Raw genomic sequence first — 19,251 nt, 5'->3', positions numbered from 1 at the left:
TGAGTAGGGCTGACATGACTGCACAACAACAACAACTCAAGATCGGCATCAATCCCATCTCCTGGGCCAACGACGACCTGCCGGCCCTGGGTGGTGACACCCCGCTTTCGACCATCCTGCGCGAGGGCAAGGAAATTGGCTTCCAGGGCTTCGAGCTGGGCGGCAAGTTTCCCAGCGAGCCCAAGGCCCTGGGCGAGGTGCTGGGTCAGCACGGATTGGAGCTGGTGTCCGGCTGGTATTCCAGCGGCCTGGCGCACCGTGGTGTCGAGGCCGAGATCGAGGCGATCCGCCCACACTGCCGGCTGTTGGCCGAGAACGGCGCCAGGGTGCTGGTCTATGGCGAGGTGGCCGGGTCGATTCAGAGTCAGCGGGTGCCGCTGATCGAACGGCCGCGCTTCCACAACGACGCCGCCTGGCAGGCCTATGCCGAGAAGCTCGATCGGCTGGCCGCCTTCATCCTGAGCCAGGGCGTGCGCCTGGCCTATCACCACCACATGGGCGCCTACGTGGAATCGCCCGAGGACATCGCCCGGTTGCTGGCACTGACCTCCCCGGACGTCGGCCTGCTGTTCGATGCCGGTCACTGCTACATGGGCGGTGGCGATCCCTTGAGCGTGCTGCAGCAACACATCGACCGGGTCTGTCACGTGCACTTCAAGGACGTGCGCAAGGACGTGGTACAGCTGGCGCGCAACAACCAGTGGAGCTTTCCGGACTGCATCCTCAACGGCACCTTCACCGTGCCGGGGGATGGCGACATCGACTTCTCGGCGCTGCTCAAGGTGTTGGTGGCCGCCGGCTATTCAGGCTGGCTGGTGGTGGAAGCCGAGCAGGACCCGGCCGTGGCGCCGGCCTACGAATACGCCAAGAAAGGCTACGACCATCTGCGCCAACTGGTGGCGCAGGCCACTGCCTGAGGAGGAACTGCGATGAATCTGCTCGTCAAAGCCGACCGGAGCGCCCGCGACATCGTCAATGTCCCGGACGGTGCTCTTGACTACGTCGGCTTCGCCGCCCACCGCCTGCAACCGGGGGAATCCCTGCCGGTGGTGGCGGGTGACCTGGAAGTCTGCATCGTGCTGCTCAGCGGCGGCGCCAGTATCGAAGGCGGGCATCCGCAACTGGGCGACTTCGCCTGGCGCGGACTGGCCGGTCGCCAGAGCGTCTTCGAGGACGTCTCGCCCTATGCCGCCTACCTGCCGCCCGGCAGCGAGGCGCGGGTGACCGCCGACAGCGCCGCTGAAGTGGCCGTCTGCACCTCGCCCGGCAATCCGGCGGTGGCAGACCGGCTGCCACCGCGGCTGATCGAGCCGGCGAGCATGCAGCGATCCACCCGTGGCAAGGGCGCCAATACCCGTTATGTCTGCGACATCCTGCCGGATACGGCGGCGGCCCATTCGCTGCTGGTGGTGGAGGTGCGCACTCCATCCGGGCATTCCTCCAGCTATCCGCCCCATCGCCATGACCGCGACAACCTGCCTTCGGAAAGTCTGCTGGAGGAGTCCTACTACCACCGTATCGATCCGGGGCAGGGGTTCATCTTCCAGCGCGTCTACACCGACGAGCGCGACCTGGATCAGGCCATGGCGGTGGAAGACCACGACGTGGTGCTGGTACCGCGCGGCTATCACCCGGTCAGCGTGCCCTATGGCTATGAGTCCTATTACCTCAATGTGATGGCCGGCCCCAAGCGCGTCTGGAAATTCCACAACGATCCGCAGCACGAGTGGCTGCTGGAGCGGTAAGTCCCCCTTTATCAGCCGCACGGCGGCTCAGACACAAGGATGCAGCACATGAGCGAAACCCCCGTCATCGGGCATTACATCAACGGCGAGATCGTGGCCCAGGCCGAGCGTTTCAGCGACGTCTTCAATCCGGCCGAAGGCGTGGTTCAGGCACGGGTCGCCCAGGCTACGGCGCAGACCGTGGGGCAGGCCGTCGCGGCGGCCAAGGCGGCCTTTTCTGCCTGGTCCGAGCAATCAGCCTTGCGCCGTTCGCGCATCCTGTTCCGCTTCAAGGAGCTGCTCGACCAGCACCACGAGGAACTGGCGGCGCTGATCACCCGCGAGCACGGCAAGGTGCTGTCCGACGCCATGGGCGAGGTGACCCGCGGCATCGAGGTGGTGGAATTTGCCTGCGGCGCGCCGCACCTGGCCAAGACCAGCTACAGCGATAACATCGGTGGCGGCATCGACAACTGGAACCTGCGCCAGCCGCTGGGTGTGTGCGCCGGCATCACCCCCTTCAACTTCCCGGTGATGGTGCCGCTGTGGATGATTCCCATGGCGCTGGCCACCGGCAATACCTTCATCCTGAAGCCCTCCGAGCGCGATCCGTCCGCCAGCCTGCTGCTGGCCGAGCTGCTCAAGCAGGCCGGCTTGCCCGATGGCGTGTTCAACGTGGTCCAGGGTGACAAGGTGGCGGTCGACGCCCTCCTGCAGCATCCGGACGTGGAGGCCATTTCCTTTGTCGGCTCCACTCCCATCGCCGAATACATCCACCAGGAAGGCACCCGCCGCGGCAAGCGCGTCCAGGCCCTGGGCGGTGCCAAGAACCACATGATCGTGATGCCCGACGCCGACCTGGACCAGGCCGCCGACGCCCTGATCGGCGCCGGTTTCGGCTCGGCCGGCGAGCGCTGCATGGCCATCTCCATCGCCGTGGCGGTGGGTGAGGTGGGCGATGCCCTGATCGAGAAACTGCTGCCGCGCATCGATGCCCTGCGGGTGCGCAACGGCGTGGAAGCCGATGCCGACATGGGGCCGCTGGTGACCGGGCAGCACAAGGCCAAGGTGGAGGGCTATATCACGAAAGGTGTGGAGGAGGGTGCCAAGCTGCTGGTCGATGGCCGCAACTTCAAGGTGCCCGGCGCCGAAAACGGCTTCTTCGTTGGCGCCACCCTGTTCGATGGCGTGACTCCGGAAATGACCATTTACCAGGAAGAGATCTTCGGTCCGGTACTGGGCATCGTGCGGGTGCCGGATTTCGCCAGCGCGGTGGCCCTGATCAACGCCCACGAATTCGGCAACGGCGTCTCCTGCTTCACCCGCGACGGCGGCATCGCCCGCGCCTTCGCCCGCACCATCAAGGTGGGCATGGTCGGCATCAACGTACCCATCCCGGTGCCCATGGCCTGGCATTCCTTCGGTGGCTGGAAGCGATCGCTGTTCGGCGATCACCACGCCTATGGCGAGGAAGGCTTGCGCTTCTACACCCGCTACAAGAGCGTGATGCAGCGCTGGCCCGACAGCATCGCCAAGGGCGCCGAATTCAGCATGCCCACCGCCAAGTGACCCCAACCTCAACGCCCCTGGAGTACAAGAACAAATGAGTCAGCCGCTGCGTTTTGCCTTCAATCGAATCGTTGCCCCCTCTCTGGACCTTTCGGCGTTCATTCGCTTGACCAAGGCCATGGGCAGTGACGCCATTGAAATCCGTAACGATCTCAATGATGTGGAAATAGATGATGGCACTCCACCAGAGCGGGTTCGTGACCTTTGCCAAGCCGAGGGTATTCGCCTTCTGTCCATCAACGCCCTCTATCCCTTCGACGTCTGGAACGACGAACGCCGCGCCCAGACGCTGAAACTGGCTGCCTATGCCAAGGCCTGTGGCGCCGAGGGGCTGGTGATGTGCCCGCTCAATGACCGTACCGACAGCCGCGACGCCGCTCAGCGTGCCCGTGACCTGCGCACGGCCCTGAGCGAGTTGGCCCCCATTCTGCGCGACCACGGCATCCTCGGCTTCGTCGAACCGTTGGGTTTCGAAGAGTGCTCACTGCGCCTCAAGCGGCAGGCGGTGGAGGCCATCAAGGCGGTTGGCGGACTGGACGTGTTCCGTCTGGTGCACGACACCTTCCACCATCATCTGGCGGGCGAGACCGAGTTCTTCGCCGAGCTGACTGGCCTGGTGCACATCTCCGGCGTTGAAGATGCGGACTTGCCTCTTAATCAGATTCGCGATGCGCACCGGGTGCTGGTAGGTGAGGCGGATATTCTCGGCAACGCAGAGCAGATCAAGCACCTCCTTGACGACGGTTACCGCGGCTATCTCTCGTTCGAGCCCTTCGCTGCCAGCGTCCATGCACTCGCTGATCCGCAATCAGCCCTAGCGCAGAGCGTAGCCCTGTTGGAAAAACAGGTGGCTGGCGAAGCTGTCGCTGGGTGACGCGCCTCCCGGGTGGATAACTCCCGGGAGTCTCTAGATCGAAGAGGTGAATCCATGAGCACCCAACGTTTGACCATGGCCCAGGCCCTGGTGAAGTTCCTCGATAACCAGTATCTCAGCGTCGACGGCGTGGAAACCAAGTTCGTCGCCGGCGTCTTCACCATCTTCGGTCACGGCAACGTACTGGGCCTGGGCCAGGCGCTGGAGCAGGATGCCGGTGACCTGGTGGTGCACCAGGGGCGCAACGAGCAGGGCATGGCCCATGCCGCCACCGGTTTCGCCAAGCAGAAGCTGCGTCGGCAGATCTATGCCTGCAGCTCCTCGGTGGGTCCGGGCGCGGCCAACATGCTGACCGCCGCGGCCACCGCTACTGCCAACCGCATTCCGCTGCTGCTGTTGCCCGGTGACGTCTATGCCAGTCGCCAGCCCGATCCGGTGCTGCAGCAGATCGAGCAATTCCACGACCTGTCGATCAGCACCAACGATGCCTTCCGCGCGGTGAGCAAGTACTGGGATCGCATCAACCGGCCCGAGCAGCTGATGAGCGCGGCGATCAACGCCATGCGCGTGCTGACCGATCCGGCCGAGACCGGCGCCGTGACCCTGGCGCTGCCCCAGGATGTCCAAGGCGAGGCCTACGACTATCCCGACTACTTCTTCGCCAAGCGGGTGCACCGTCTGGATCGGCGGCCGCCGGTGGCCGCCGCCATCGAGGAGGCGGTGCAGCTGCTCAAGCGCAAGTGCAAGCCGCTGCTGATCTGCGGCGGTGGGGTGAAGTATTCCGGCGCCGCCGAGGCCCTGCAGCGTTTCGCCGAGCGCTTCGAGATGCCCTTCGCCGAGACCCAGGCCGGCAAGAGCGCCATCGTCTCCAGCCACGAACTCAATGTCGGCGGCATCGGCGAGACCGGCTGCCTGGCCGCCAACCTGCTGGCCAAGGACGCGGATCTGATCATCGGCGTGGGTACGCGCTACACCGATTTCACCACCTCCTCGAAGTGGCTCTACCAGCATCCCGAGGTGGAGTTCCTCAACCTCAACGTGGCCGCCTTCGATGCTGGCAAGCTCGACGGCCTGGCCGTGGTGGCCGATGCCCGCGAAGCCCTCAGCGCCCTGACCGAGGCCCTGGACGCTGTCGGTTATCGCGCCGACTGGGGGGCTCAAGTGGGCGAGGCCCGTGAGCAATATCGGCAGGAAATCGATCGGGTCTACGCCGCACGCTACGACGCGCCCGACTTCGTACCGGAGATCGACGACGACTTGCCGCGAGCGGTGCTGGAGGATTTCGTCCAGCTGACAGGTTCTTCGCTCACCCAGAGTCAGGTGCTCGGCCGTCTCAACGAACGGCTGGACGACGACGCCATCATCGTCGCCGCCGCCGGCAGCCTGCCCGGTGACCTGCAGCGCGCCTGGCGCAGCAAGGGGGTCAATACCTATCACCTGGAATACGGCTATTCCTGCATGGGCTACGAGATCAACGCCGCCCTGGGCGTGAAGCTGGCTGAACCCGAGCGTGAGGTCTACGCCTTGGTCGGTGACGGCTCCTACCAGATGCTGCACTCGGAACTGGCCACCTCCATCCAGGAGCGCCGCAAGATCAATGTGGTGCTGCTCGACAACATGACCTTCGGCTGCATCAACAACCTGCAGATGGAACACGGCATGGGCAGCTTCGGCACCGAGTTCCGCTTCCGCAATCCGGAGACCGGCAAGCTCGACGGTGACTTCGTGCCGGTGGACTTCGCCATGAGCGCCGCCGCCTACGGCTGCAAGACCTATCGCGTGAAGACGCTGGAAGAGCTCGATGCCGCCCTGGCCGATGCCCGCCAGCAACAGGTCTCTACCCTGATCGACATCAAGGTGCTGCCCAAGACCATGATCCACAAGTACCTGTCCTGGTGGCGCGTCGGCGGCGCCGAGGTTTCCACCAGCGAGAAGATCGCTGCCGTCTCGCAGATGCTCAAGGAGAAGATCGCCCAGGCTCGCCAGTACTGATCGCTTTCGTCCCCGGCTTTCTCACGTAACAACAATTTCAATCGGAGAACAGAAGTCATGACCTTGAACATCGGTGTTATCGGTACGGGCGCCATCGGCCGCGAACACATCCGTCGTCTCAGCCACAAGCTGCTGGGCAGTCGTGTGGTGGCGGTAACCGACATCAACCTCGAACAGGCCGTCCGGGTTGTCCAGGAGGAAGGCATTACCGCCGAGGTCTATCCAGATGGCCACGCCCTGGTCGGCGCAGCGGACGTCCAGGCGGTAGTGGTCACCTCCTGGGGCCCGACCCATGAAGAGTACGTGCTGGCCGCCATCGCCGCCGGCAAGCCGGTGTTCTGCGAAAAGCCATTGGCGGTGACCGCGGAAGGTTGCAAGCGCATCGTCGAAGCCGAGCAGGCCCATGGCAAGCGTCTGGTCCAGGTGGGCTTCATGCGTCCCTACGACGCCGGTTATCGCCAGCTCAAGGCGGTGATCGATGGCCAGCGGATCGGCGAGCCGTTGATGATCCATGCCGCACACCGCAATCCCAGCGTGGGCGAAGGCTATACCACCGACATGGCCATCACCGATACCCTGATCCACGAGATCAATGTGCTGGCCTGGCTGCTGGACGATCAGTATGTGTCGGCCCAGGTGGTTTTCCCACGCAAGACCTCACAGGCTCTGGCGCACCTCAAGGATCCCCAGGTGGTCCTGCTGGAGACGGCCAAGGGGGTACGTATCGACGTCGAGATCTTCGTCAATTGCCAGTACGGTTACGACATCCAGTGCGAGGTGGTTGGCGAGCATGGCATTGCCCGCCTGCCGGAGCCCTCCTCGGTGCAGCTGCGCAGCGACGCCAAGCTGTCCAACGAGATTCTGGTGGACTGGAAGCAGCGCTTCCTGCTGGCCTATGACGTGGAGCTGCAGGCCTTCATCGACGATCTCAAGGCCGGCCAACTGACCGGGCCGTCCTCCTGGGACGGCTACATCGCTGCGGTGACCGGCGATGCCTGCGTCAATGCCCAGCGCAGCGGCACCATCGTGCCCATCACCCTGCCGACTCGGCCAGCCTTCTACGGCTGAGTCCCGACCCCCGCTGGCGCGCTGCCTGCGGGGGTTTTTCTTTGCTGCACGAGGAGAATCGAACCATGCGTATCGGATTGGTCGGCTATGGCCTGGGTGGCCGTTTCTTTCATGCCCCCCTGATCGCCAGTACCGCAGGCGCGCGGCTGGTCGGCGTCGTCACCCGTTCCCCGCAGCGGCGTGCCGAGGTGGCTCAGGATCATCCCGGGGTGGCCTGCCACGATGACCTGGCCAGCCTGGTCGCCGCCGGGATAGATGCCCTGGTGATCTCAGCGCCGGTCGCCGAGCGCAAGGCCCTGGTTCTGGAGGCGATCCAGCACGGCATTCCCGTGGTAAGCGACAAGCCGTTCGCGCTCAACTTTCAGGATGCCCAGGACATGGTGCAGGCGGCCGAGCGTGCCGGGGTAGCTCTGACCGTCTACCAGAATCGTCGTTGGGACTCGGATGTACTCACCGTCGCTAAATTGCTACGCGAAGGTACTCTGGGCCCGGTGCGGATCTTCGAGTCGCGCATCCAGGTGGATGAGCCGCACAAGGCCGGCGCCACCAGCGGTGGTGGGCTGCTGCGCGATCTTGGCAGTCATCTGGTGGACCAGGCGCTGACGCTGTTCGGGCCGGTCACTCAGGTGTATGCCGAGGTACTTTTCCATCAGGGTGATCCCGAGCGGGACGATGAGTTCTTCATCTCCCTGCAGCACCAGGGCGGCGTGATCTCGCATCTTTCCGGCAGTTGTCTGCAGGGCTGCCCCTGGCGTCTGCGGGTAGTGGGCGAGGAGGGCGTCTACACGGTGGAGGGGCTGGATGGACAGACTCAGGCGCTGTTGCAGGGCCTTTCGCCGCGTAGCGAGAAAGGCAACTGGGGGGCTGAAGAGCATCAGCGCTGGGGTTGGCTCAGTCGGGGCGAAGAGCGTGAACGGATACCCAGCGAACGCGGTCGCTGGGACCTTTTCTATGCCAGGTGGCTGGCGACGCTGACCCAAGGCAGTGCCCCGCCGGTCTCCACCCGCGAGGCGCTGGCCTGTCAGGTCGTGCTGGATGCCGCGCGCCAGAGCGCCCTGGATGGGCAGGCAGTGAAGGTAGCGTCCGTCCCTTCGCGGCCTGACGCTCAGGCATTCGAGCAGGCGTCGTGAAGCTCGAAACAAGACCTGGATAGTTGTCTCACGTAGATTTTGAATTCTATTTTTATCTTGTTATGGAATTAAATTTCCAATAAAGTCAGATGCAGTTGCTGTAACGAGTCACCAGGGTACTGCGCACGTCAGGTGCGTCCCGACAACAATAATGACAGGTGCCGCGACATGAAGTCCTCCGCACACTCCACCCATCTTCCGCTCTTCGCCGTTCACCGCCTGCGCATTCGGCGGGATTCACGGCTGCTCGCCTTGCTGGGTCGGCTGTTCTGCCACGAGCGCCAGGGCGTGGTGCTTTGCGCCTCGCCTGGAGCAGCCGTGCTCTTCCGCTCGAGCTGACCTGGGCGGCCTGCGGCCGCCTCCCAATGCCTTATCTCGATAGCCGCGCGCCTGGCTACAGGCGCGTGGGCATCCGATCGCCAGCAAAAAGCCTTACCACCGCAATAAAACAATAACGACTGGAGCTATCTCGATGCGCATGAAAATCCGTTTTGCCACCCTGGCGCTTTCCCTGCTCGTAGCCAGCACGTCCGCCTTGGCCGATCTCAAGGTCGGCGTGAGCATGTCGCAATTCGACGACAATTGGCTGACCTACTTGCGTGAGTCCATGGCCAAGAAAGCCAAGAGCGAGCACGTCCAATTACAGTTCGAGGACGCCCGCGCCGATGTCGTCAAGCAGTTGAACCAGGTGCAGAGCTTCATCAGCCAGAAGGTGGACGCCATCATCGTCAATCCGGTCGACACCGCTGCTACTCGCAACATCACCGAGGCCGCGGTCAAGGCGGGCATCCCGCTGGTCTACGTCAACCGTCGACCGGATGAACTCAAGCTGCCTGAAGGTGTGGTCACCGTAGCCTCCAACGATCTGGAGGCCGGCACCCTGCAGATGCAGTACCTGGCGGAGAAAATGGGCGGCAAGGGCAGTGTCGTCATCATGCTGGGGGATCTGGCCAACAACTCCACGCACAACCGCACCAAGGGCGTGAAAGAGGTCCTGGCCAAGTATCCGGACATCAAGGTGGTGGAAGAGCAGTCCGCGGTCTACCTGCGCGACAAGGCCATGGACCTGATGAGCAACTGGCTGCTGGGCGGTAAGGAATTCAATGCCGTGGCCGCCAATAACGACGAGATGGCGATCGGCGCGGCCATGGCCTTGCAGCAGGCCGGCAAGGCCAAGGGCTCGGTACTGATCGGCGGCGTCGACGGTACCCCGGATGGCCTCTCGGCGATCAAGCGTGGCCTGCTCGCGGTCTCGGTGTTCCAGGATGCCAAGGGCCAGGCCAATGGCGCGGTCGAGGCAGCGATCAAGCTGGCGAAAAAGGAGAAGGTCGAGCAGAACGTCTGGGTGCCTTACCAGCTGATCACCCCTGAGAACGTCGACAGTTTTCAGCAACGTCTGAAGGACTGATAGTCCGCCTCGCTCCAGTCGCTCCAAACCCTTACGCCTTAGCCACCGCCGCGAGCACGAGTCCTGGACCCGTGCTCCGCGAGCGGCTGGGTGGCGTTTGGCTTCCGGGCCGGCAATGGCTCGCTCAAGACAGGCGCCCTGCAGTGCGCCGGTACGTTTCGCCTCATAAATAAAAAATAGAGAGAGCATGATGAACAGAGCTATCACCAGGGTCATGTTGACAGGCTTGTTGGGTGGCACCCTGCCGCTGGCGCACGGCCTGGATTTCTCTGGCTACCTGAGGGGCGGTCTGGGGACGTCCACAGGGTCGCAGTCCCAGCAGTGTTTTCAACTGCCAGGAGCGTCTTCCAAGTTTCGTCTGGGCAACGAATGCGAGCAGTTGGCCGAACTCGCCTTGTCCCACGATCTGCTCAGGCTCGACGACGGCTCGCGTCTTGGGCTCTATGGCATGGTCCAGCTATACAACGCCTATGACCATACGCCGCGCTTCGACGGCGACTTCGGCAGGACCCGTCTGGTCCAGGGCTATGCCTACTGGAACGGCGTACAGGCCCTCAACGGCGGCGCGGTCTGGGCGGGGCGCCGTTACTACAAGCGCAACTCCATCGATATCTCCGACTTCTTCTACTGGAATCAGAGTGCTACCGGTGGCGGCCTGGAAGACATCCCCATTGGGGATCTCAAATACAGCCTGGCCTTCTCCCGCAAGGACAACTTCGACCAGACACGTTATATCAGCCGCTACGATTTCAACGTGGCCGGTTTCCAGACCAACCCCAACGGCCTGCTGGAACTGGGCGCCAGCTACATCGACAAGCCATCGAACATGCAGGACGCGCACAGTGGCTGGTCGGTGACGGCCCAGCACAAGCAGCAGAACTTCCTGAATTGGGGTGGGGTGAATACGCTGGCCCTGCAATACGGCGAGGGGCCCGGGGTAGCGCTGGGTTCCACCGGTGACATCGGTACCCGACGCGACTCAGCCAGCTATCGCCTGGTGGAGTTCTTCGACTGGCAGATCGGTCCGCGCTGGGGTGGTCAGTTGCAATTCGTCTACCAGACCGACAAGCGCGATACGGGTGACCAGCACTGGTTGTCCACCGGCGGCCGGACCGTCTATGGCTTCGCCGAGCAGTGGAAGCTGGCGACCGAGCTTGGCTACGACCAGGTCCAGGCACCCGGTGGTACCCGCAAGCTGACCAAGCTGACCCTCGCGCCGACCTGGTCGCCGCGCGGGTTGACCTTCAAGAACGCCCATCCCGAGGTTCGCTTCTACGTGACCTATGCCAAGTGGAATCGCGCAGCCCAGGACGCGGCCAACCTGCTGGCGGCGGGATCGGCGCTTTCCGATACCGGCAGCTTCGGTTCCTCGCTGGATGGCGCCAATCTCGGCGTACAACTCGAGCATTCCTGGTAGACCAGGGTACGACCGGTCAATGCCAGCTATTAAAATTCCAAACTCTATTGATATGGAATTTTTTTTCTAATAGATTGCGAGTCATTGACCGCCAAGGCGGGCACGGGTCGCCGTGTACCGCCGCTCCAACAATAAGTAGGTGATGTCGATGTTTCAGAGCCCCGCTGCCCGTCCGTCCATTTTCCGTCGTCTGCTACTCGCCCTGGTCCTGGCCTCGCTGCCAGGTCTATCCCTGGCGGAGCTGCGCATCGGCGTTACCGTCGGCAATCTCGACAATTACATCGCCTACCTGGTCCGCGCCATGCAGGACCGTGCCAAACAGGTAGAGGGCGGCGCCACCCTGCAGGTGGAAGACTCTGCTAGCGATGTGGTCCGTCAACTTGGCCATGTCGAGAACTTCATCGCCCAGAAGGTCGATGTGCTCATCGTCAATCCAGCCGATACCGCGGCTACCCGCAAGATCACCCAGCGTGCCACTGCCGCCGGCATCCCTTTGGTCTACCTCAACAGCCGCCCGGAAGTGGAGAGCTTCCCGGCCGGGGTGGTGTTCGTGGGCACCGACGAGCGCGCCATCGGCCAGCTGCAGATGGAGTATCTGGCCAAGCAGATGGGCGGCAAGGGCCACCTCGCCATCCTTCTCGGCCGCCTGGCCCATGACGACACCCGCAAGCGTACGGCCGGCGTCAAGGACGTACTGGCCAAGTACCCGGATATCAAGGTGGTGGAGGAGCAGTCCGGCGACTGGCAGCGCGAGAAGGGGCTGGACCTGATGAACAACTGGCTGCTGGGCGGACGCGAGATCGACGCCGTGGCGGCCAACAACGACGAGATGGGCATTGGCGCGGCCATGGCCCTGCAGCGCGCCGGTCGCCGGGACATTCCCGTGGGCGGTATCGACGGCACTCCCGATGGCCTCGCCGCCATCGCGCGCAAGCAGCTGGCCGTGACGGTGCTGCGTGATCCGGTGGCCATGGGCAACGGCGCCGTGGACGCTGCCGTCAAGCTGGCCCAGCACCAGGCGCTGCAGGGTGATCTCTGGATCCCGGTGCATCTCGTCACCCCGGACAACTATCAGCAGTTCCAGCGTCAATGACCTAAACCGCCGGCCGGCTCAGCACGGCCGGCGAGGAGATCGTGATCATGCTCAGTCCTGCCACCCCTGCGGCTGTAATTCCGCTATCGGCCACGGCCGCGCCCAGCGAATACCTGCTGGAAATCGTCGATGTCACCAAGGAGTTTCCCGGCGTCAAGGCGCTGTCCCACGTGCAGTTGCGGGTGCGTCCCGGCACCGTGCTGGCGCTGATGGGCGAGAACGGCGCGGGCAAGTCGACGCTGATGAAGATCATCGCTGGCATCTACCAGCCCGATGCCGGCGAAGTGCGGTTGCGCGGCGTGCCGGTGCGCTTCGAGACACCGTTGCAGGCGCTGCAGTCGGGGATCGCCATGATCCACCAGGAACTCAACCTGATGCCCTTCATGACCGTTGCCGAGAACATCTGGCTGGGTCGCGAACCACTCAATGCCCTGCACCTGGTGGACCACGGCAAGATGCGTCACCAGACCCAGGCATTGCTGGACCGGCTGCGCATCGCCCTGGATCCGGAAGACAGCGTGGGCAGCCTGTCCATCGCCGGACGGCAGATGGTGGAGATCGCCAAGGCGGTGTCCTACGACAGCGATGTGCTGATCATGGACGAACCCACCTCGGCCATCACCGAGACCGAAGTGGCGCACCTGTTTTCCATCATCGCCGACCTCAAGGCCCAGGGTAAGGGCATCGTCTACATCACCCACAAGATGGACGAGGTGTTCCAGATCGCCGACGAGGTCGCGGTGTTCCGCGATGGCCAATACATCGGCCTGCAGCGCGCCGACAGCATGAACGGCGACGGCCTGATCGCCATGATGGTGGGGCGCGAACTGACCCAGCTGTTCCCGGAGCGCACCGCGCCGCGCGCCGAGGTGCTGCTGTCGGTGCGCGACCTGGCGCTGGATGGGGTGTTCTCCGGCGTCTCCTTCGACCTGCGCGCCGGCGAGGTGCTGGGCATCGCCGGGCTGATGGGCTCGGGGCGCACCAATGTCGCCGAGACGCTGTTCGGCGTAACCCCGGCCACCGCTGGCGAAATCCGCATCGACGGCCAGTCGGTGCGTATGAACGATCCCTGTCTCGCCATCCAGAAAGGGCTGGCGCTGCTGACCGAAGACCGTAAGGACACCGGCATCTTTCCCTGCCTGTCGGTGGGGGAAAACATGGAGGTGGCGGTGCTGAAGGGTTTCGCCAGCGGCGGCTTCGTGCAGCAGCAGCGCCTCGACCAGCTCTGCGAGGAGATGCGCCAGCAGCTGCGGGTGAAGACGCCCTCGCTGGACCAGTGCATCGCCAATCTCTCCGGCGGCAACCAGCAGAAGGCGCTGATCGCCCGCTGGCTGATGACCCGCCCGCGCATCCTCATCCTCGACGAGCCCACCCGCGGCATCGACGTCGGCGCCAAGGCCGAGATCTACCGGCTGATCGCCAAGCTGGCGGCCGAGGGCCTGGCGGTGATCATGATTTCTTCCGAACTGCCCGAGGTCCTGGGCATGAGCGATCGGGTGATGGTGATGCACGAAGGCACCGTCACCGGCTTTCTCGATCGCGGCGAAGCCACCCAGGAGCGGGTCATGCACCTGGCCTCGGGTAATCCCGTACTGCACTAGCGCGCGCCATGCGCGGCGGGTGCCTACCCGCCGCCTCCGGCCTACAACGAGGTAGAACAAGATGAGTGCCCTCCTGGACAAGAAAACCGCCGAGCTACCCACCGCGCGCCCGCGGCGCCGCATCCCCACCGAGCTGGGCATCCTGCTGGTGCTGCTGGGCATCGGCCTGGCCTTCGAGGCCTTCGGCTGGGTCCTGCGCGACCAGAGCTTTCTGCTGAACTCCCAGCGCCTGGTGCTGATGATCCTGCAGGTCTCGATCATCGGCCTGCTGGCCATCGCCGTGACTCAGGTGATCATCACCACCGGCATCGACCTCTCCTCCGGCTCGGTGCTGGCGCTGTCGGCCATGGTGGCGGCGAGTCTGGCCCAGACCTCGGACTTCGGCCGCGCGGTGTTTCCCTCGCTGACCGACCTGCCGGTCTGGGTGCCGGTCATGGCCGGCCTCGGAGTGGGGCTGCTGGCCGGCGCCATCAACGGCAGCATTATCGCCGTCACCGGTATTCCGCCCTTCATCGCCACCCTCGGCATGATGGTCTCGGCCCGCGGTCTGGCGCGCTACTACACCGAAGGCCAGCCGATCAGCATGCTGTCCGACAACTACACCGCCATCGGCGCCGGGGCCATGCCGGTGATCATCTTCCTGGTGGTGGCGGTGATCTTCCACATCGCCCTGCGCTACACCAAGTACGGCAAGTACACCTATGCCATCGGCGGCAACATGCAGGCCGCGCGCATCTCCGGCATCAACGTCAAGAAGCACCTGATCATCGTCTACAGCATCGCCGGACTGCTGGCGGGCCTGGCCGGCGTCGTGGCCTCGGCCCGCGCTGCCACCGGCCAGGCGGGCATGGGCATGTCCTACGAACTGGACGCCATCGCCGCGGCGGTGATCGGCGGCACCAGCCTGGCGGGCGGGGTAGGACGCATCACCGGCACCGTGATCGGCGCCCTGATCCTCGGCACCATGGCCAGCGGCTTTACCTTCCTCGGGGTGGACGCCTACGTCCAGGACATCATCAAGGGCTTGATCATCGTGGTCGCCGTGGTCATCGACCAGTACCGCAACAAGCGCAAAACCAAGCGCTAGGGCTGGCGCCTTCCCCTCTCCCTGGGAGAGGGCCGGAGGTGAGGGCCGAGCCCGCACCCGATTGCTCTTCCCCCTCTCCGCTGGTAGAGGACCGGGGTGAGGGCGAGCCAGCACCCGATTGCTCTTCCCCCTCTCCCGCTGGGAGAGGGCCGGGGTGAGAGGCCGAGTCACACCTGACCGCTTTTCCCCTTCTCCCCTTGGGAGAGGGCCGGGGTGAGGGCGCCCCCACCCCTAAGCCATCCCTTTCACCCGGTCGGCTACTGGCTTGGCCGGCCGGGTCTTTCTACACCCCTGACGGAGAACGACATGCGCGACAGCGGCATCGGTCTGATCGGCACCGGCTTCATGGGGCATGCCCACGCCCAGGCCTTCCATCACGCGGCCAGCAGCTTCGCGCTCCCGGTCCGCCCGCGGTTGGTGGCCCTGGCCGATGCCGATCCGGAGCGCGCCGCTCGCTGCGCCGACGCCTGGGGCTTCACCCGCAGTTGCGACTGGGAGCGCCTGATCGCCGATCCCCAGGTCGAGCTGGTGGCCATCACCACCCCCAATCTGCTGCACGCACCCATGGCCCTGGCCGCCCTTGCGGCCGGCAAGGCGGTCTACTGCGAAAAGCCCCTGGCGGTGAGCCTGGAGGAGGCGGCGCAGATGCGCGACGCCGCGCGCCAGGCCGGGGTGGTCAATCGGGTCGGCTACAACTACCTGCAGAATCCCATGCTCAAGCAGGCGCGCGAGCTGATCGAAAGCGGAGAACTGGGCGAGATCGTCAGCTTCAGCGGCGAATTCAGCGAAGACTTCATGGGCGATCCCCAGGGGCCCTTCACCTGGCGCTGCGAAACCCGCCAGGCCGGCGGCGCCCTGGCCGATCTGGGCAGCCATATCCTGTCACTGGCGCGCTTCCTGCTCGGCCCGGTGGCGGCGCTCTGCGCCGATCTGCACACCGCCCATGGCCAGCGGCCCCATCAGGGTGGCCCCCGGGCGGTGGAGATCGACGACCAGGCCCATCTGCTGCTGCGTTTCGCCAATGGCGCCCGCGGCACCCTGACCACTAGTTGGCTCAAGCACGGGCGCAAGAATCGCCTGGCCTTCGAGGTCTGCGGCACCCGCGGCACCCTCAGCTTCGACCAGGAGCGCCTCAACGAACTGCGCCTCTACCAGGTCGGCGACCGTCCGGGCCTGGCCGGTTTCCGTACCCTGCTGGCCGGTCCGCACCTGCCGGACTACGCCGCCTTCTGCCCGGCGCCCGGCCACCAGCTCGGCTACAACGAGCTCAAGACCCTGGAGGTCCGCTCGCTGCTGGAAGCCCTGGGCGGCAACCCCGGGCATACCGGTGTCGACTTCCAGGAGGCCTGGGAAGTGGAGCGCCTGGCCCAGGCCGCGCGGCAATCGGCCCAGGAGGAGCGCTGGGTCAGACTCTAGTCTGGGGTAGGATGCTGGGATCATCCCGCGTGAGGATTGTCCCTTTTCCATGACCACACTCTCCGGCGACGGCCTCACCCCGGTCCGGCGCATGAAGCTCATCGCGCTGCTGCTGCTGTTCCTGGCGGCGGCGCTCTACTGCCTGGCCACCGCCCTGGAGGCCCGCCACCCGGCCTGGGGCTACGCCGCCGCCTTCGCCGAGGCGGCCATGGTCGGGGCCATCGCCGACTGGTTCGCGGTGACCGCGCTGTTCCGCCATCCGCTGGGCCTGCCGATTCCCCATACCGCCATCATCCCGCGCAACAAGGCCGGGGTCGGGCGCAAGCTGTCGGACTTCATCTGCCTGCACTTCCTCGCCACGCCCCAGGTGCTGGCCAAGCTGGAAGAACTGGACGCGGCCGGACGCCTGGCCGGCTGGTTGCGCCAGCCGGACAACGCCGCCGCGGTGGCCAGCCAGGCCACTGGTGTCGCCCGCTACTCCCTGGAAGCCCTGCGCGAGGTGCGGGTGCAGGCCTTCATCCGCCGGGTGGCGGTGGAGCGGCTGCAACGCCTGGACGTGGCGGCGCTGTCCGGCGAATTGCTCGACATGCTGACCGCCGACGACCGTCACCAGGCGGTGCTCGACGAGGTGCTGCAGGAGATCGACCGGCTGTTGCAGGACGAGGACACCCAGGCGCTGATCGCCCGCACCATCGGCGGCGAGTTGCGCACCCTCAAGTACCTGGGGCTGGACGAGCGGGTCGGGCGCTGGTCGGCGATCAAGGTGGTGCAGGCGGTGTCGCGCCTGATCGGCGAGATCAGCCACGACCGCGAACACGAGTTACGCCGTCACTTCGATGGCTATCTGGTCGGCTTCATCGAGCGCCTCAAAGAGGACCCGGCCTTTCGCCTGCGCGGCGAGCAACTACGTGATCGACTGCTTGCGCATCCGGCGCTGGCCGGCTATCTGCAGGAGCTGTGGGACGAACTGGTGAACTGGCTGCAGGCCGATCTCGCCGCTCCGGATTCGCGCATCCGCCGCCGCCTGGGCCGGCTGCTGGCCGAGCTGGGCGAGACCCTGAGTCGCGACGAAGCCATGCGGCGCTGGATCAACGAGCAGCTGATGGCGGTGGCACCGCCCTTCATCGACCGCAACCGCCAGCGCATCGGCGACTACATCGCCGCCCGCGTGGCCGCCTGGGATACCGGCGAACTGGTCCAGCAACTGGAGCAGAGCGTCGGCAAGGACCTGCAATTCATCCGCATCAACGGCACTCTGGTGGGCGGCCTGGTGGGACTGGTGCTGCATGCCCTAACGCAGTGGTTCGGGCCGGGGTAGGGCGCAAGAGTGCATCGCGACCAAGGCCGCGATAGACCGTAGGTTGGGTTGAGACAGTTCCATCGTCGAAGCCCAACATTGGCGGCCCCGAGGCGATGTTGGGCTTCGCTGCGCTCAGCCCAACCTACCGCGGCCCGTAGGAGCGGCCGCATCGTCGGACCGCCATGGCCGCAATTGACTCCTCCTCTCCCTCCGGGAGAGGGCCTGGGTGAGGACAAGCCTTGACGCCAAACGCCAAGGCCCCCTCCACCCATCACCCCACCCGCACCCAGGCGGCGCCGCGCGGACTAAAGCCCATAGTCCCTGTCCCGAGCGCCCCATGTATCGAATCGGCTTTGCCTGCATGTACCGTCATCCCGAGCGCAGTCTGTCGCTCAAGGCACTGGAGCAGGTCGAGCGGGCCTTCAACACCCGCACCACCACCCTGCGCTGGCTGGGCAGCGTCGAGCGCGCCGCCGCCGAGGCCAAGTTGCTGGACGTGGTCACTCACAACCTGGATGCCCAGCTGAGATTCGTCGAGCACGTCGCCGACCTGCCGGACAATCTGCGCATGCTGCGCCTGAGCAGCGATCTGCTGCCCTTCTACAGCCACGCCGAATTCGCCTACTTCTATCGTTCCCAGGAGTTGCAGGCGCTGCTGGCCGATCGCTTCGGTCGGCTGGGCGAGCTGGCCCGCCGCCGCGATGTGCGGCTGTCGCTGCATCCCGGGCAATTCTGCGTGCTGGGCTCGGATCGCCCCGAGGTGGTGGAGAACAGCCTGAAGGAGTTCGAGTACCACGCCGACATGATCCGGCTGATGGGCTACGGCCAGAAATTCCAGGACTTCAAGTGCAATGTGCACATCGCCGGCCGCCTGGGCGTGCCTGGCATCCGCGCGATCTGGCCGCGACTCTCCACCGAGGCACGCAACTGCATCACCTTCGAGAACGATGAAAAGACCTACGGTGTCGACGACTGCCTGCAGCTGGCCGATCTTGCTCCGGTGGTACTGGACATCCACCACTGCTGGATCCACGAAGAGGCCTACATCGACCCCTGGGAGCCGCGCGTGGAGCGTATCCTCGACAGCTGGCGCGGGGTGCGTCCGGCCATGCACTACTCCCAGCCGCCGGAAGCCCTGATGGAAATGGGCGTCTCGCCCACCGAGCGGATCGACATCAAGTTTTTGCTGCAGCAGATCAGCAAGCGGGTGCTCTATGCCCACAGCGACATGATGTGGAACGACTGGTGCAACCGCTACGCCTGCCAGTTCCTCGACCGCTTCGACATCATGTTCGAGGCCAAGCACAAGAACGTCACGGTGCGGCATTTCTATGACCGCTACCTGGGCGGCGACGGCAGTCTGCCGCCGGCGGATCACGGCATTCTTTCGTAGGTTGGGCTGAGACGGCTCCATCGTCGAAGCCCAACGGGGGTGCTCGACCTTGGCACTGCTGGGCTTCGCTGCGCTCAACCCAACCTACTGTCTCGTCACGTAGGTTGGGTTGGGACGGCTCTATCGTCGAAGGCCAACGGGGGTGTTCGACCTTGGCACTGTTGGGCTTCGCTGCGCTC

General features: G+C 64.9%; 16 protein-coding genes. All 16 read left to right on the top strand.

The features are described from left to right. Positions 1 to 14: 14 nt before the first annotated feature. The 16 genes from iolE (at position 15) to uvsE (ending at position 19,072) form a co-directional block, all read left to right on the top strand. Positions 15 to 917, top strand: coding sequence for a myo-inosose-2 dehydratase (iolE, locus tag AX284_RS10225; protein ID WP_068385104.1), 903 nt, complete (start codon positions 15 to 17; stop codon positions 915 to 917). 12 nt (positions 918 to 929) lie between these two features. Then, on the top strand, positions 930 to 1,745 hold the full coding sequence (gene iolB, locus AX284_RS10220; protein WP_068385101.1) for a 5-deoxy-glucuronate isomerase: 816 nt from the start codon (positions 930 to 932) through the stop codon (positions 1,743 to 1,745). Positions 1,746 to 1,793: 48 nt separating this feature from the next. After that, entirely contained in the window at positions 1,794 to 3,293 is a 1,500-nt protein-coding gene (locus tag AX284_RS10215) for a CoA-acylating methylmalonate-semialdehyde dehydrogenase (protein WP_068385098.1), read from the top strand. A gap of 34 nt (positions 3,294 to 3,327) precedes the next feature. Then, complete coding sequence (locus tag AX284_RS10210) at positions 3,328 to 4,167, top strand: TIM barrel protein (protein WP_064309339.1); 840 nt, start codon at positions 3,328 to 3,330, stop codon at positions 4,165 to 4,167. Between the two features lie 54 nt (positions 4,168 to 4,221). Then, a complete protein-coding gene (iolD, locus tag AX284_RS10205) occupies positions 4,222 to 6,159 on the top strand; it encodes a 3D-(3,5/4)-trihydroxycyclohexane-1,2-dione acylhydrolase (decyclizing) (RefSeq protein WP_068385095.1) in 1,938 nt (645 codons plus the stop codon). 57 nt (positions 6,160 to 6,216) lie between these two features. Then, a complete protein-coding gene (locus AX284_RS10200) occupies positions 6,217 to 7,227 on the top strand; it encodes a Gfo/Idh/MocA family protein (RefSeq protein ID WP_068385091.1) in 1,011 nt (336 codons plus the stop codon). Positions 7,228 to 7,292: 65 nt separating this feature from the next. Next, the gene (locus tag AX284_RS10195; protein ID WP_068385088.1) at positions 7,293 to 8,357 is read left to right on the top strand and encodes a Gfo/Idh/MocA family protein; all 1,065 of its coding nucleotides are present in this window, start codon (positions 7,293 to 7,295) and stop codon (positions 8,355 to 8,357) included. Between the two features lie 168 nt (positions 8,358 to 8,525). Continuing rightward, the gene (locus tag AX284_RS11920; protein WP_160329277.1) at positions 8,526 to 8,696 is read left to right on the top strand and encodes a hypothetical protein; all 171 of its coding nucleotides are present in this window, start codon (positions 8,526 to 8,528) and stop codon (positions 8,694 to 8,696) included. A 133-nt stretch (positions 8,697 to 8,829) separates the two neighbouring features. Beyond that, positions 8,830 to 9,765: a sugar ABC transporter substrate-binding protein gene (locus tag AX284_RS10190; protein WP_017641129.1), complete on the top strand. Its 936-nt coding sequence runs from the start codon at positions 8,830 to 8,832 to the stop codon at positions 9,763 to 9,765. A 214-nt stretch (positions 9,766 to 9,979) separates the two neighbouring features. Beyond that, entirely contained in the window at positions 9,980 to 11,182 is a 1,203-nt protein-coding gene (locus tag AX284_RS10185; protein ID WP_068385085.1) for a maltoporin, read from the top strand. A gap of 148 nt (positions 11,183 to 11,330) precedes the next feature. Then, a complete protein-coding gene (locus AX284_RS10180; RefSeq protein ID WP_068385082.1) occupies positions 11,331 to 12,275 on the top strand; it encodes a sugar ABC transporter substrate-binding protein in 945 nt (314 codons plus the stop codon). A gap of 47 nt (positions 12,276 to 12,322) precedes the next feature. Next, complete coding sequence (locus AX284_RS10175) at positions 12,323 to 13,876, top strand: sugar ABC transporter ATP-binding protein (RefSeq protein ID WP_064309334.1); 1,554 nt, start codon at positions 12,323 to 12,325, stop codon at positions 13,874 to 13,876. 61 nt (positions 13,877 to 13,937) lie between these two features. Beyond that, the gene (locus AX284_RS10170) at positions 13,938 to 14,963 is read left to right on the top strand and encodes an ABC transporter permease (RefSeq protein ID WP_068385079.1); all 1,026 of its coding nucleotides are present in this window, start codon (positions 13,938 to 13,940) and stop codon (positions 14,961 to 14,963) included. Between the two features lie 306 nt (positions 14,964 to 15,269). After that, entirely contained in the window at positions 15,270 to 16,379 is a 1,110-nt protein-coding gene (locus AX284_RS10165) for a Gfo/Idh/MocA family protein (protein WP_068385076.1), read from the top strand. Positions 16,380 to 16,428: 49 nt separating this feature from the next. Then, positions 16,429 to 17,697: a DUF445 domain-containing protein gene (locus tag AX284_RS10160; RefSeq protein WP_068385072.1), complete on the top strand. Its 1,269-nt coding sequence runs from the start codon at positions 16,429 to 16,431 to the stop codon at positions 17,695 to 17,697. 319 nt (positions 17,698 to 18,016) lie between these two features. Next, a complete protein-coding gene (gene uvsE, locus AX284_RS10155; RefSeq protein WP_017641122.1) occupies positions 18,017 to 19,072 on the top strand; it encodes a UV DNA damage repair endonuclease UvsE in 1,056 nt (351 codons plus the stop codon). Positions 19,073 to 19,251: the final 179 nt, after the last annotated feature.

The sequence above is a fragment of the Pseudomonas sp. HUK17 genome (assembly GCF_001566765.1).
Note: the sequence above shows the minus strand (reverse complement) of the source record. Positions and strands in the feature narration are given on the sequence as shown.

Excerpts from the sequence above, each read along its gene's own strand:
- AX284_RS10170 (WP_068385079.1), top strand. The coding sequence starts at position 13,938 with ATGAGTGCCCTCCTGGACAAGAAAACCGCCGAGCTACCCACCGCGCGC.
- uvsE (WP_017641122.1), top strand. The coding sequence starts at position 18,017 with ATGTATCGAATCGGCTTTGCCTGCATGTACCGTCATCCCGAGCGCAGT.
- iolB (WP_068385101.1), top strand. The coding sequence starts at position 930 with ATGAATCTGCTCGTCAAAGCCGACCGGAGCGCCCGCGACATCGTCAAT.
- iolD (WP_068385095.1), top strand. The coding sequence starts at position 4,222 with ATGAGCACCCAACGTTTGACCATGGCCCAGGCCCTGGTGAAGTTCCTC.
- AX284_RS10185 (WP_068385085.1), top strand. The coding sequence starts at position 9,980 with ATGTTGACAGGCTTGTTGGGTGGCACCCTGCCGCTGGCGCACGGCCTG.
- AX284_RS10160 (WP_068385072.1), top strand. The coding sequence starts at position 16,429 with ATGACCACACTCTCCGGCGACGGCCTCACCCCGGTCCGGCGCATGAAG.
- AX284_RS10190 (WP_017641129.1), top strand. The coding sequence starts at position 8,830 with ATGCGCATGAAAATCCGTTTTGCCACCCTGGCGCTTTCCCTGCTCGTA.
- AX284_RS10175 (WP_064309334.1), top strand. The coding sequence starts at position 12,323 with ATGCTCAGTCCTGCCACCCCTGCGGCTGTAATTCCGCTATCGGCCACG.
- AX284_RS10210 (WP_064309339.1), top strand. The coding sequence starts at position 3,328 with ATGAGTCAGCCGCTGCGTTTTGCCTTCAATCGAATCGTTGCCCCCTCT.
- AX284_RS10180 (WP_068385082.1), top strand. The coding sequence starts at position 11,331 with ATGTTTCAGAGCCCCGCTGCCCGTCCGTCCATTTTCCGTCGTCTGCTA.
- AX284_RS10200 (WP_068385091.1), top strand. The coding sequence starts at position 6,217 with ATGACCTTGAACATCGGTGTTATCGGTACGGGCGCCATCGGCCGCGAA.
- iolE (WP_068385104.1), top strand. The coding sequence starts at position 15 with ATGACTGCACAACAACAACAACTCAAGATCGGCATCAATCCCATCTCC.
- AX284_RS11920 (WP_160329277.1), top strand. The coding sequence starts at position 8,526 with ATGAAGTCCTCCGCACACTCCACCCATCTTCCGCTCTTCGCCGTTCAC.
- AX284_RS10215 (WP_068385098.1), top strand. The coding sequence starts at position 1,794 with ATGAGCGAAACCCCCGTCATCGGGCATTACATCAACGGCGAGATCGTG.
- AX284_RS10165 (WP_068385076.1), top strand. The coding sequence starts at position 15,270 with ATGCGCGACAGCGGCATCGGTCTGATCGGCACCGGCTTCATGGGGCAT.
- AX284_RS10195 (WP_068385088.1), top strand. The coding sequence starts at position 7,293 with ATGCGTATCGGATTGGTCGGCTATGGCCTGGGTGGCCGTTTCTTTCAT.